This is a genomic window from Butyricimonas sp., from assembly GCF_019423355.1.
Taxonomy (GTDB): Bacteria; Bacteroidota; Bacteroidia; order Bacteroidales; family Marinifilaceae; genus Butyricimonas; species Butyricimonas faecihominis.
Genome location: NZ_JAHZBP010000001.1, coordinates 402,879 through 416,857 on the forward strand (window position 1 = coordinate 402,879; position 13,979 = coordinate 416,857).

The 13,979-nt window shown below is 45.3% G+C and carries 9 protein-coding genes; 8 read left to right on the plus strand and 1 reads right to left on the minus strand.

All coding sequences use genetic code 11. From position 1 onward, the window contains the following. Positions 1 to 78 precede the first annotated feature (78 nt). Complete coding sequence (locus QVC79_RS01630) at positions 79 to 1,311, minus strand: sigma-54 interaction domain-containing protein (protein ID WP_270595254.1); 1,233 nt, start codon at positions 1,309 to 1,311, stop codon at positions 79 to 81. A gap of 251 nt (positions 1,312 to 1,562) precedes the next feature. Between QVC79_RS01630 and QVC79_RS01635 the strand changes: the two genes are divergently transcribed. The 8 genes from QVC79_RS01635 to QVC79_RS01670 all read left to right on the plus strand — a co-directional run bounded on the left by QVC79_RS01635 (position 1,563) and on the right by QVC79_RS01670 (position 13,923). Continuing rightward, positions 1,563 to 2,111 (plus strand): RNA polymerase sigma-70 factor, encoded by a 549-nt coding sequence (locus tag QVC79_RS01635; RefSeq protein ID WP_270595255.1) that lies wholly within the window; start codon positions 1,563 to 1,565, stop codon positions 2,109 to 2,111. Positions 2,112 to 2,329: 218 nt separating this feature from the next. After that, positions 2,330 to 3,496: a FecR family protein gene (locus QVC79_RS01640; protein ID WP_270595256.1), complete on the plus strand. Its 1,167-nt coding sequence runs from the start codon at positions 2,330 to 2,332 to the stop codon at positions 3,494 to 3,496. 484 nt (positions 3,497 to 3,980) lie between these two features. Continuing rightward, positions 3,981 to 7,295, plus strand: coding sequence for a SusC/RagA family TonB-linked outer membrane protein (locus QVC79_RS01645; protein WP_270595257.1), 3,315 nt, complete (start codon positions 3,981 to 3,983; stop codon positions 7,293 to 7,295). A 19-nt stretch (positions 7,296 to 7,314) separates the two neighbouring features. Next, a complete protein-coding gene (locus QVC79_RS01650) occupies positions 7,315 to 8,760 on the plus strand; it encodes a RagB/SusD family nutrient uptake outer membrane protein (RefSeq protein ID WP_270595258.1) in 1,446 nt (481 codons plus the stop codon). Positions 8,761 to 8,777: 17 nt separating this feature from the next. Beyond that, the gene (locus QVC79_RS01655) at positions 8,778 to 9,551 is read left to right on the plus strand and encodes a DUF4843 domain-containing protein (RefSeq protein ID WP_270595259.1); all 774 of its coding nucleotides are present in this window, start codon (positions 8,778 to 8,780) and stop codon (positions 9,549 to 9,551) included. Positions 9,552 to 9,563: 12 nt separating this feature from the next. Next, entirely contained in the window at positions 9,564 to 11,093 is a 1,530-nt protein-coding gene (locus QVC79_RS01660; RefSeq protein WP_270595260.1) for a PKD-like family lipoprotein, read from the plus strand. 20 nt (positions 11,094 to 11,113) lie between these two features. After that, positions 11,114 to 13,114 carry a TlpA family protein disulfide reductase gene (locus QVC79_RS01665; RefSeq protein WP_270595261.1) on the plus strand — a complete coding sequence of 667 codons (2,001 nt, stop codon included), beginning with the start codon at positions 11,114 to 11,116 and terminating at the stop codon, positions 13,112 to 13,114. Between the two features lie 230 nt (positions 13,115 to 13,344). Next, positions 13,345 to 13,923 carry an RNA polymerase sigma-70 factor gene (locus tag QVC79_RS01670; RefSeq protein ID WP_270595262.1) on the plus strand — a complete coding sequence of 193 codons (579 nt, stop codon included), beginning with the start codon at positions 13,345 to 13,347 and terminating at the stop codon, positions 13,921 to 13,923. Positions 13,924 to 13,979: the final 56 nt, after the last annotated feature.

Sequence of the window (13,979 nt, forward strand, 5' to 3'; positions counted from 1 at the left end):
TTATCTTGATATGCACGCGATGCTATTTGTACCAGACAAAGATAATTTTAATTTGCAGAAATTCGTCTCTTCGTGTTTTCAAATTTCAATATCATACTCTTTTAATTTCCGGTATAGAGTTCTTTCTGATATTCCAAGATCCTGCGCGGCCAGTTTTCGTTTGCCGTGGTTTTTTTCCAAGGCTTTCACGATCATTTCTTTTTCTTTCTCTTCCAGTGAGAGGGATTCTTCCACGACAGCTTCTGTATCCTCGATATGATTGTTCTTCTCCACGGAGATCGTCTTTTGCGGGGCTTGTCCAAGGAATTCCGATTGCGGAGTTTCATACAAGTTCCGGAGAACGATGGAGGTGGAAGGTTCCGGTTCGGGCTTTATCGTGTGTTCTTTTTGCATGATGTCGTACACGAGGTGTTTCAAATCGTTCATGTCCTTTTTCATGTCAAAAAGTATTTTGTACAGGATTTCCCGTTCCGTGGCGAAACTATGATCGCTTTCCGGGTTAGATGTTAATGCCGGGAGCGTATTATTTTGTGCCGGGAGATACTCTTTTAATCTCAAGGCATCAACCGTCCTTTCCTGTTCGAGAATGGAAATTTGTTCCGTGATGTTTTTCAATTCCCGCACGTTTCCCGGCCACCGGTAGTTTTCGAGTATTTGCACGGCGTCCTCGGTCAGTCGGATGGGAGGCATACGGTATTTTTCGGCGAAGTCAGCTGCGAATTTTCGGAACAGGAGGGATATATCTTCTTTCCGGTCCCGTAGTGCAGGAATCGAAATCGGGATCGTGTTGATCCGGTAGTAAAGGTCTTCTCTGAACTTCCCGTTCTTGACAGCCGCTGGTAGGTCCACGTTCGTGGCGGCAATTACTCGCACGTTCGTTTTTTGTACTTTCGACGATCCGACCCGGATAAACTCTCCGGCCTCAAGTACGCGTAACAATTTCGCCTGCGTGGATAAAGGTAATTCTCCCACTTCATCCAGAAAAATTGTTCCCCCGTCACTGACCTCGAAGTAACCTTTCCTGTCGGAAAGCGCTCCCGTGAATGATCCTTTTTCATGACCGAATAATTCGGAATCAATGGTTCCTTCCGGAATCCCCCCGCAGTTAACCGCGATGTACTGTGCATGTTTACGGGTGCTGAAACTGTGGATAATTCGGGGGAAAATCTCTTTCCCTACGCCACTCTCTCCCGTGATAAGCACGGTAAAATCCGTGGGAGCTACTTGTACAGCTTTTTCTATTGCCCGGTTTAACTTGATGTCGTTCCCGATAATTTCGAAACGTTGTTTAATCGTTCTGATGTCCTCCATGTGATTTACAATTTATGAATTCTTTATCCTTGATGTCTGGCATGGAACGTGAAAAAGAATCCAATCCTCAATACTCATCTGCAAATTTAGCAGTTTTAGCTGACAAAATAGCATAACCGTGAAAATAAAAAAAGTTTATAAGGTTTATAAAGTTCATAAGGTTTGTAAGGTCTATAAGGTCGATGGACCTTATGAACTTTTCATATTACAAAATAAATTCGTTATATTTGTGAAGTAATAGAATTTGAATGATGGGTGAAACTCCTAAAGATGTGCATAGCTTGATGCTGGGTGATGAAAAGGCCTTTCAGGTCCTTTTTGTAGACTATTATTCTGTGCTGGTCTCTTTTGCCATGAAATATCTTGACAACCAAGATGTGGCAGAAGATATTGTGCAGGATGTCTTCGTGAAGATATGGGAAACCCGGGAAAAATTGGGAGCGGTTGATAACTTGTCTGCCTATTTGTATCAGATGGTGCGTTATAAATGTTTTAGTCATCTACGTGCGGAGAAAGTTCGCCAACGTGTCACTAAATCTTTTACCGAGGAATTCGATGAAACCGAAATCAACGAGTATATCAAGAATGAAACCTTTCGTATTGTCATGAATGCCCTAGAGGATTTGCCTCCCGGAAGTCGTAACGTATTTTCTAGGGCGATCCAAGGTTATTCGGCCAAGGAAATTGCCGAAGAGTTAGGTATTGCCGTGGAAACGGTGAAAAAGCAAAAGCAGGTGGCCCGACGGTTGCTTAAAGAGAAACTCGGGAATTTATTTACTCTTTTTTTCACGATGGCATAACCCCGTTCTTCTTGTTTGACTAAAGACGTTGTTAATCAATGGTTAATCTTACATCTGTTTCGTTATGTACTTGTTACTAGGAACGGAGGGGTAACGAACGGTTATCATGATGTTGATGGGATCGATGTAAGCGTTGGTATGGAGAAGAATGGATTTTTTTTCGTTGAATGATACCTCCTTTTTCTTTTTGAAGAGTCATGTCTATATAAACGAGAGATATGAAAAGTATTAAAAATTATAACAGAATCCCGACTCTTTTATCAAAAGCCTTATTGGGAACTCTTTCCGAACAGGAAGAGGAACAATTGAAAACGTGGCGGGAGAATTGTCAGGAGAACGATCGGCTCTATAAGAGCATGATGAGTGCTGAATATATAGCACAGAAAAGCGAGGAAGTAGCCCGAGTGAATATTGTGGAGGGGTATTTGAAAGTACTCAGGAAACAGAAACGTAGCGTTCGGGTTCGATGGATTCGTCGGGTGACAGCCATTGCGGCAGGGATACTATTCCCGTTATTCATCATCGCCTTGTGGCTTGGTGGAGAAGAGGAGTCCGGATCGATCCCGGAAGAGGTGGCTGGTATTATCCGGCATGGAGAAGCAAAGGCCGAGTTGATTCTCGAGGATGGAACGACGAGATTTTTGGGTGTGGGAGGATCTGATTCGTTAGTTATTCAGCGGGGGGCAAATATTGTCGTGCAAAATCGGGGCCTGAGTTACCAAGTGGATTCGTTCGTTCGGGAAGAGCGTTATAACACGTTGAGGGTGCCTCGCGGGGGTGAGTATTCGATCATTTTGTGTGACGGGACGAAAGTGTACTTGAATTCCGAGTCTGCACTTCGTTATCCCGTGAGTTTCGTGGGGCCGGAGCGGAAAGTGTATTTAACCGGTGAAGCTTACTTCGATGTGATCGAGGACAGGGAACATCCATTTAGCGTGGAAGTGAACGGGTCAGTCGTGAAAGTGTTGGGTACGAGTTTTGATGTGCGGGCCTATCGGGATGAAGATGAGGTGTTAACCACGTTGGTTGAGGGAAGTGTCCTGTTTACAGCCGGGGATGAGTCAGTTGTGTTAGTGCCGGGAGAACAGGCCGTGCTGGATAAATCCGGTCGGGTAAAATCCCAAAAGGTCGACCCTTACTTGTATACAGCGTGGAGAGAAGGTGTTTTTGCTTTTAAGCAGCAACGTCTGGAGGAGATTATGCGAGTGGTTGCCCGTTGGTATGACGTGAATATTATCTGGGAAAGTCCTTCGCAGAAAGAGGTAACGTTCACCGGGAAAATGAAACGTTACGAGGATTTTTCCAAGGTAGTGGAAATGTTAGAGATGACAGGGAACACTGAATTCGCGGTAAAAGGAAATAACATTTATATTCGAGAGAGATAACGTTGGGTTGCGTCAGGGATATACTACGATCTTTAATAATCATAACATATAGATTAGATGAATACTACCTGTTCACTTCCTGATATAGTTTTTTAATAAAGCTATTAATAGCGCTTTACACGAAAGTGATCCGGTATAAAAACGATAGAAATGATGTGATGGTTTACTTGAATAGGGTTGAGAGTCAATAAGATCTGTATTGAACTGACGGTGTAGGTATGAATGTTTTAATTTTCAAGGTGATTGTTTCTAAAAAAAGTGTGATTTGATATACCTCCTTTTTCTTTCTGAAGTGTCATGAAGATGTAGAGAGATAAGGAAGTGGTTTATAAGAGTAAAATAAAAAAGACAGGATATTGGCCGTATCCCGTCTTTTGAACCCCGGTAGTACCGGAATTGTTTTATTAAACGTTACAAATGTATGAAAAAAAAACGAATGCATGATCTTTCTCGGAAAGAAAGGTTGCGGAAAACGTGCTTAATTATGAGATTTTTAGCCTTAATTTTGTTCGTGTCGACGTTCCAATTGTCAGCCAGCGTGTATAGTCAAGAGACCCGGGTAACGGTGCATTTACAAAATGCGTCGTTCGAGGACGTGGTGAAGATTTTGGAACATTCGACGGATTTTACATTCTTGTACAGGGATCATCAGGTGACGGGAATCCGGAACTTGAATTTGCAGTACACGAATGTAGATATCAAGGATGTACTGGACGCTTGTCTGAAGGGTTCCGGGCTGACTTATCGCCTCGTGGATAACACGATCGTGATACAACCGAATCCCGTGACAGCGAGAGACTCTGTCGTGCGAATGACGGTGAGGGGTACTGTCAAGGATACGAAAGGAGAGATGATGCCCGGGGTGACAATCCGGTTGAAAGGAACGACGATGGGGTTCGTGACAAACGGGAAAGGGGAATTTAATTTTGACCTGCCCAAACAGGATAGTGTCGTGTTGATTTTCTCTTTCGTCGGCTATAAAACCCAAGAGATTGCGGTTCGGGATAACCGGAGGCCGTTGTCTGTCGTGATGGAAGAAGAATTGCAGACGATGGACGAGGTTGTGATCACCGGTATGTTTACCCGGAAGGAAGAAAGTTTCACGGGGTCGGCGGTCACGTTCAAGGGAAATGATTTGAAGAAAGTGGGTAACCAGAATCTGATTGCCAGTCTGAAGAATCTGGATCCTTCTTTTATCGTGGCGGATAACTTGGAATTCGGTAGTGACCCGAATCAGCTACCCGAGATCACGATGCGGGGGCGCACGACGATTCCCGATATGAAGGGAGAATACACGGGTAATCCGAACCAACCGCTTTTTATTCTTGATGGTTTCGAGACAACGCTTGAAACGGTGTACGATTTGGATATGAATCGCGTGAGTAGTATCACGTTGTTAAAAGATGCGGCGGCCAAGGCGATTTACGGGGCCAAGGCGGCCAATGGCGTGGTGGTTATAGAGACGATATTACCCAAGTCCGGAAACTTGTATGTATCTTACACGGGGAGTTTGGATATCACGGCTCCTGACCTGACCAGTTATAACCTGACGAATGCAGCTGAGAAATTGGAGGCTGAATGGCGGGCTAATAAATACGTGGCAAGCGGGGGAACGGAGCAGGCGGCATTGCTAGAGGAGTATTACGGGTATTTGAAAGAGGTGGAACGCGGGGTGAACACTTACTGGCTTTCGAAGCCGTTGCGTACGGGTGTGGGACAAAAACATTCACTCGGATTGAGTGGGGGAGATTCACAGATGCGTTATGACGTGAATATCAGTTATAATGACGTGAAGGGTGTTATGAAAGGATCTGACAGGCAGACGCTGTCAGGTAATATCACGTTGGCCTACCGGTATAATAATCTTAATTTTAGAAATAATCTTTCGATCAGCACGAACCGGGCAGAAAATTCACCTTACGGTTCTTTTAGCGCTTTTGCGGCGATGAACCCGTATTTGAGGGTGCGTGACGAGAATGGTCACCTGATAAAGACTTATTATAGTCAGTCGACCGGTTATTACGGGACACCGAACCCGCTGTACAACGGGGAGTTGGATGTTATCGACAAGACAACGTACACGACGATCACGGAGAATTTTTATGCCGAGTGGACGATTTTGGAGAATTTGCGGGTGACGGGACGTTTCGGGTTGACGAAATCATTCAACGCGACTGATCGTTTTTACCCGGCCGATCACACAAAATTCGCGGGCTCCACGTATGACCCGAGAGGGGACAATTACGTGAATCGCGGGGAGTACGAGAAAGGAAATTCCGAGTCGTTGGCTTTGTCCGCGGACGTCGGATTGTCCTATTCTTTGCAGAAGGGGAAACACTTGGTTTATGCCAATGCGCTCTGGAATCTGGAATCGAGTAACAATCAGAGTATGTCGGTGCTTGTGGTAGGATTTCCTTCCCCGTTCACGGACTATATCACGGCTGGAAATATGTATTCGGGAACGAAACCCGCGGGAAGTGAAACGAAAACCCGTTCCATCGGTTTGGTGGGGTCTGTCAACTATTCGTATGATAATCGCTACCTGTTTGATTTCACGTATCGGGCTAACGCATCGTCCCAACTTGGAACCGACGATCGTTGGGGGCATTTCTGGTCTGTTGGACTGGGGTGGAATATTCACCATGAGAAGTTCATGGCCTCTCTGCCATTTATCAACGTGTTTAAGGTGAGAGGTTCGCTGGGATATACCGGTTCGGAAAATTTCGATCCCTATATGGCTATCGCGACATACGGTTATTTTACCGATAAAAATTATAATGGTGGTGATCGGGGTGTGTATTTGTTAGGAGTTGCCAACACGGGGCTTCGGGGACAGAAACAGTATGACCGTAATTTAGGTGCCGATTTGACGTTGTTCAACAAGTTGTCGTTGCGGTTTGACTATTATTCGAATGTTACCACGAATTTGTTGACGGACGTGAATTTGGCTCCTTCAACCGGTTTCGGTACCTACAAGGAGAACCTCGGTGAAGTTGAAAATGCGGGATACCAGATTAGTGCCCAAATGCGGGTGTATTCTAACCGGGAAAAGCGTGCTTCGGCGAGCATATCAGCCGGGGTGGCACACAATAGTAACAAGTTGGTGAAGATTTCTGATGCTCTTCGTTCAATAAATGACGAGCAGGATGAAAAGGTGGGCGATTATAATTCCGACAGGAAACCGGTGGTCCGGTTCGCGGAAGGGCAGAGTATGACGGCGATTTGGGCGGTCAAGTCTCTTGGAATAGATCCTATTAACGGTCAAGAAGTTTTCGTGAAAAAAGACGGTTCGCTTTCCTATACTTGGGACACGAACGATCAGATCGTGGCCGGGGATAGCGAGGCTAAATTGACCGGGAATATCGGGGCCGCGATGGAATACATGGGATTGTCTCTGAATTTGTCGTTCACGTTCAAGTATGGCGGGCAGACTTATAATTCCACGCTACTCAACAAGATCGAAAACGTGGATATTGCTTCGGTAAACGTGGATAAGCGGGTGCTTTACGATAGATGGAATACCCCGGGAGTGGCGGCAAAATATAAGGATATTACGAATAGATCAAGTACTTATCCGACTACTCGTTTCGTGGAGGATGTGGATGAATTCGTTTTCTCGGCGATTAGCGTGGGATATGATTTCAGTGAGTTGAACTTTGTCAAGAGATCACCGATTGATCGTTTGCGTTTGTCATTTAACATGAATGATATTGGCCGGATCAGTACGGTTAAACAAGAGCGGGGAACCGAGTATCCTTTTGCCCGTACATTTTCGTTCTCGCTTTCAGCTAGTTTCTAACCTATAATGATATAGAAAAATGAGACATACGATATTAATATTATTTACCGGTCTATTGCTGACACTCACGGTTTCGTGCGATAACTGGTTGGATGTGCGCCCACAGACGGAAGTCAAGGTGGACGATAATTTCAAGACGGCACAGGGGTTTAAGGATGCTCTCACGGGAATCTATTTGTTGATGAGTGATCAGGCTATCTATGGGCAAGAACTTTCCTTTGGTATGGTGGATGTGCTTGGGAAACAATACACCACGCCTTTCTCGGCGTCGGGACAGTATTATGACCTCTCGCAGTATAATTATACAACGGATCAAGCGAAAGGAGTTATTGATCCGGTATGGAGTAAGATGTATAATGTTATTGCGAATGTGAATAGTTTGATAGAGCATATTAATAAGGCTGATCAGACCATGTTTTCGGGGGTTGAGTATAACGTGATTCGAGGTGAGGCCTACGCTCTTCGGGCTTTCCTTCATTTCGATCTGGTACGCCTGTTCGGGCCATCGTATAAAACCGGGGCGAGTACAAAGGCGATCCCTTACGAGGAGACGTTTGATAATCAGGTTACAGAATTGTCAACCGTCGCAGAGGTGATCACGAAAGCTTTGGGTGATTTGACGATTGCAGAGCAGGAGCTTGTCAATGATCCGGTGATCGAGAACGGAGGATATACAACTGAAACCGTGGATTACGCGGATTATTTGCGTATGCGTCACCACAAGTTTAATTATTACGCTGTTAAGTTGTTACAGGCGCGTATCCATTTGTACAAGGCTGATTACGGGGAGGCGTTCAAGGCCGCAGATGCGATTATCAAGCAGGATGTTTTTTCTTGGGTACCCGGAGGTACGGTGACTACGCCTTCACCTGCGGGACGGAATCTCGTGTTTGTTCAAGAATTGATATTTTCGTTGGATATTGCTAATTTACAGACCGTCATGGAGGCGTGGGATGATGGTGGCTATACCAAGGTGAAAGAGCAGTTTACAACGGTTTACGAGACGGATCAGGCCTCTTATAGCTATGATTACAGGTACCAGTACCTGACGTTAGACGGGGGAAGTACGCGGTATCATATCAAGTTGTATCAGGATAATACAGCCGATTATTACGGGTACACGGGAGAGGTGCCTATCATGAGAATGAGCGAGGCATACTATATTGCTGCCGAATGTCGGTTGAACCAGAACGATCCGGAAGGGGCCGTCGGTTATCTTAATACGGTCAGAAATGCACGTAATTTAGGTGAAGATTTGAATTTGAATCCCAATTTGACGAAAGATCAGATTCAGGAGGAAATTTTCAAGGAGTATGCTAAGGAATTTGTGATGGAGGGACAATTGTTCTACTATTACAAGCGAATAAACAGTCCCACGATCCGGTTTTACACGGAAGGAGTGAGTGCTGATACTTACGTGCTCCCGTTGCCTGATGATGAGGTGGAAGGACGTCTTGGTGAATAACTATAATATTAGGAATTATGAAATGTAGAAAAACGATATATCTGGCTCTCGTGTTCTTGTTGTCCGTTTTTGCGGTGGGATGCGAGGAGAACGAACCGATGGAGTTCGAAGGTGGTAGTCGGGCCCTTTTCTATGAGGAAGGGAGTAGTTTCGTGGGCATCGTCGTGCAGATTTACGAGAAAAATTATTCGTTCGCGCTCGTGGCTTATGATCAAATGGAAATAGAAGCCAAGATTAATGTGCGTCTGATGGGACCAGTGGTTGACCGGGATCGCAAGTTCAAGGCGGAGGTGGTTAAGGAACTTTCCACGGCAGTTGAAGGCACGCATTTCCGGCTGGACGAGGGGGTGATGAAAGCGGGTGAATACTGGTCGCAACTTCCGGTCACGTTGTATCGCACGGCAGACATGAAAGAAAAGGCGGTTTCTATTACGTTGCGACTTGTCGCGACAGAGGATTTACTCGGTGGCGTGGGTGACGGGGGAAGTGAAGAGGGGTATTTCACGCTTCACGTGGGTGATTTCTTGATGGAACCGCAGAACTGGCCGACGTTGTATTTCGGTGAGTATAGCGTGAATAAATATAGTTTTGTCGTGTCCACGTTGGGGATCGCGGATTTCCCGGCAGAGTCGAGATATGATTCGGGTCCTTCCGAGGGGACGAAGTTTACCGTGTCCGAGATGTACACGTTCAAGGCCCAGTTGCAGGCGGCTTACGCCGAGTACCGTGCCGAGCATGGCCCGATATACATGGATGATAATGCCGTGGAGAAGGTTGAAATTTCATTTTAAAATCTGAGAGATATGAAATACAAATATTATTTGCTCGCGTTGCTGACAGGCATTCTCTTTCTGACAGGATGCTATGACGACAAGGGTAATTATGATTATAAGGAAATAAATGACATCGTGATTGATACCGTCGGTTTTAAAATGACGTACACGGTGTTGCAGTACGAGGAGTTGCAGATTGATCCTACCGTTGCTTTCACGAGGAACCCGATTCCCGAGGGTAATTTGAGTTACGAGTGGTATATTTACCAGCCGGGTAAGACTGCCACGTGGAAACCGGTTTCCACGGAAAAGAAGTTGGATATACCGGTAAGTCATGTCCCGGGAGATTACAAAGCGGTGATTTACGTGACGGATAATAGTCGGGGAGTTACGTCGAACATGGAGTTTGATTTGATCGTGTCCACGGATATTCATCACGGGTTTGTTATCGTGCATGGAAGTAACGGGGAGACGGACTTTGATTATCTTGCCACGCCTAATTCTATTCCCGATCTGGACCGGGTGAAGTGGTTGCGTAATATTCTGGAGGCTAACGGGCGTAAATTACCGGGAAATCCGACCACGATCCGGGTGGCGGGACGGAACTACGGGAATTTTAATGCCATGTACGTGGCTTCTGATCAGGACTTGTTCCAGATAGACGACAAGACATTCCAGTTTTTGCATGATGCCGACGAGTTATTTATTGATAAGCCGGCAGAGGTGAACGTGGTCGGTTTGGGTGTGAATGGAGATACCCGTTTGTTCTTCATGGCGAATGGCGATATGCACGAGATTATGAGTGACCGCCCGACATGGGATTACGCTATTCCCGCCCCGATTGCAATATCGGATGCGGTTGAGGGAGAGGTGAAAGTGTGGAAGGAGAATGTCCTGCCTAACGGGTATAGCTATCTCTACCCGATGGTGGTTTACGATGTGGCCGGTCAGCGTTTCTTGGGACGTAATAATTACCCGGCTTGTCTGGCTCCATTCCCGGAACAAGATCCCGGTAATATATTTGATATCAATCATATTGGCAAGGAGATTCTGTTCTTGGGCAGGGGGTATAATTATATTACTTACGCAATATTCAAGGATCCGGGGCAACCTAATTACTGGCTTTATTCGATGGACTTTAACGTGCGTTCCGACGCGACGAATGTCCCGTTGGGTATTAAGAATATGTCGGCACTCCCGGAGATTGCCAGTGCAAAATTCTTTGAGATTGGGACGTTGGGTGAAGTTTTGATTTATGCATCCGACCGGAATGTCTATTTGTATGATTACGGGGAGGCGAATACGGCGATCAAGATCAGTCCGGATTTCCCAAGTGGCGAAGAGATTACATCTATTCGGATATATAAACCGACTTTGCTGAGCGCGGTGAACGAGAGATTGCTGTATATCGCGACATGGAACGGTACGCAGGGAAAGGTGTACGAGTTCGGATTCAATCCGGCGAGTGGTAGGCTGACAAGTCAAACGCCACTAAATACATTCGAAGGGTTTGGTAAGGTGGCGGATATGAATATCAAACCGCATTTTAACACGTGGTAGAATAAATTGTTAAGATTGACATGAAAAAATTATTGGTATTAATTCTGTGTGTATGCGGTTTGACCGCGTACGCACAGGAAAAACAGGGGCCATTCCAATTTGAACCTTCTGTTGTGCTGGTGGGAGAACCGGTGACTTTATCTTATAATAGCGCACTTACGCCTTTGGCTGGTAGCCAGACGATAACGGGGGTTATATACCTTTGTGATGGTGACGATTGGAGGGCGGATGATCTGGATATGGTGAAGCGGGATAGTGTATGGATCGCGACTTATCAAGTGCCTGAAAAATGCGTGTTGTTAGCTTGTAAGTTTTATGGTGATAATGGTGAGTGGGATTCCGGCCCGTTGATGGGACAGTATGGCGTGTTCGTGAGCAAGTTGGTGGATGGAGAAGCCAAGTCTCAACAAGGGGCTTACATTCATTGGGGACTTTTACGGAGCAAGAGTTTCGATTATTTTGCCGTTCCCGGTTTTTCGAAAGAAGATGCTCAGATAGATGACAACGTGTTGCAGATGTGGGTAGGGTATGAATATCGTTTTTTTCCGGAGTCTCGTGAAACTCTCTCTTATTACGCGGCCAAGAATTTGAATAAGAACGGATCGGGAGAGCAGAACCATCTTTTCGAGCAAGATATTGAGTATATTTTAGGTTTGGAGGCTCCTGCCGAGTTGTCTCTTATTCGGGTAGCCGAGATATACAAGGATATGTTGAAGAATGAAGAGAAGGCGAAAGAGGTGGAGGCTTTGATTTTGGAACGTTTTCCTGATGGTATATTGGCTAGGGATAAGGCAATTTGGGCGGTCTACATGGAACGAGAGCCGGATGCAAAGTTACAATTATTGGAAGATATGTTGCGACGGTTTCCACAAGAGAAATTTCCGGTACCGCAGACTGATTTATCCCGTTCTTTTTACGGGCGTATTTTCTGGTCGTCCATGCAGGACCGAATCGTGAATAAGAAGGATTATAAGTTATTACATGAGTTACTCCCGTTTGTTCCGTATTCGGCATTGGCCGAGTATTACTACCGTGTCGTGCAACTTCAATTAAAACATGGCATGGTGACATACGAGCAGGTGCGTCCGCACGCGGATGCGATTTGGGCCGAGATACAAAAGCGGGCGGAACGGGGTGAAGACCGGTATTATAATTCTAGGGCTCGTTTTTCTCCCCGGCAATGGCGGGAACAGGTGAAATGGGATACACGCGGTTACGCGATCACGCACGGGAAAGTGCTTTACGAGACGGGTGCATATCCCGAAGGGCTTGAAGTGATGGAGTCGGTGAAGGATTTCTTTGGCGGGAAGGTGTCGGATTTTAATGAAACATATGCACAATTGCTCGCGGCTAACGGTTATGATCAGTTGGTAATCCCGTTTTTGGAATCGAGTATAGCGCATGATGCGGCTACGCCTGAGATGATTGCCACGCTTGAAAAGGATTTCCGTGAGAAGAATCCGTCGGGAGATTTCGAGATTTATCTCAATGGGTTGCGTTCTGCGGATCATGTTGCAGAGTTCGAGCAGCATTTGCTGGCATCGCTTATTGATCAGGATATAGAGCCTTTCGTGTTGGAGGATATGAATGGGAAAACGGTTGATATGTCGAAACTGAAGGGGAAGGTTATCGTGCTTGATTTCTGGGCCACGTGGTGTTCACCGTGTAAGGCAGCTATGCCGGGGATGAAGATGGCCGTGGAGAGGTACGCGGAGAATCCGGACGTGGCGTTCTATTTTATTTCAACATGCGAAAATGATAAGAATTTCAAGACGACGGTGCCGAAGTTTATAAAAGAGAAGAATTACCCGTTCGAGGTATTGTATGATGTTAGCCCGGACGGGAAAGGGAATGGCCTGTATTATAATAAATACAAAATTAACGGGATTCCTCACAAGATGATTATCGACCAGAAGGGTAAATTACGTTGGAGTTCGAACGGTTATTTCGGTAACCCGTTGGAGCTGGCGAATGAGATTAGTTTTTTGGTGGATTATTTGCTGAAAGAAGAAAACAGGTAATTTTAGATTTTAGATGTCAGCCGCACAAGGTCTAACTCAACTACCCCCTCCGGCTCCCCCTGTGTAAGGGGGAGTTAGAGGGGGTAGTTGTGTCCGGCCCTGTATGTCTGGAATCTAAAATCTAAAATTAATACCGGAAGGACTTTTTAGGAAGTTCTTTTTTTTTTCATGGATTGTTGTATATTTGTACGAAGTGAATCTGGATAATATTAAACGAGAGTCGTATAAATATGGAATATAATTCGGAACAGTTAATTGCTGACCTCCAAAGAGGGAAAGAAGTAGCTTTTGCTTACGTGTTCCGTATGTATTATGGTCCGTTATTAAATTATGCTGGACGTATTTTGAAAGATGTAGATGCAGCGAATGATGTGGTGCAGGAGTGTTTTTGCCGGTTGTACGAGCGGCGCAGGGAATTGCACGAGGAACTTCAAGTGCGCCCTTATCTTTATAAGTCTGTTTATAATGCTTGTATGGATACAATCAAGCATCAAAAGGTGAAAAGTAATTATATCAATCAGGAATTGCTAGATTTTTATTTTTCGAAAGTCGTGGAGACGCCCGAGGCGGAGCAAGCTCTGTTAGATGAGGATTTGAAGGGAGCGATACAGGATGCTATAAATAAGTTGCCGGAACGATGCCGGGAGATATTCGTGTTGAGCAAAGTGGATGGACTTTCCAATAAACAGATTGCCGAACAATTAAATATATCCATGAAAACTGTTGAAGCACAAATGACTACAGCTTTTGTCCGTTTGCGGAAAGAGTTGGGATGGTTGTTGTGCTTTATTTTTATTCAAAATTTTTGAAAAATCTCTAGGGGTAAATTTGTCTTTAGTCGTTATAAGGATATAACGGATAGAGA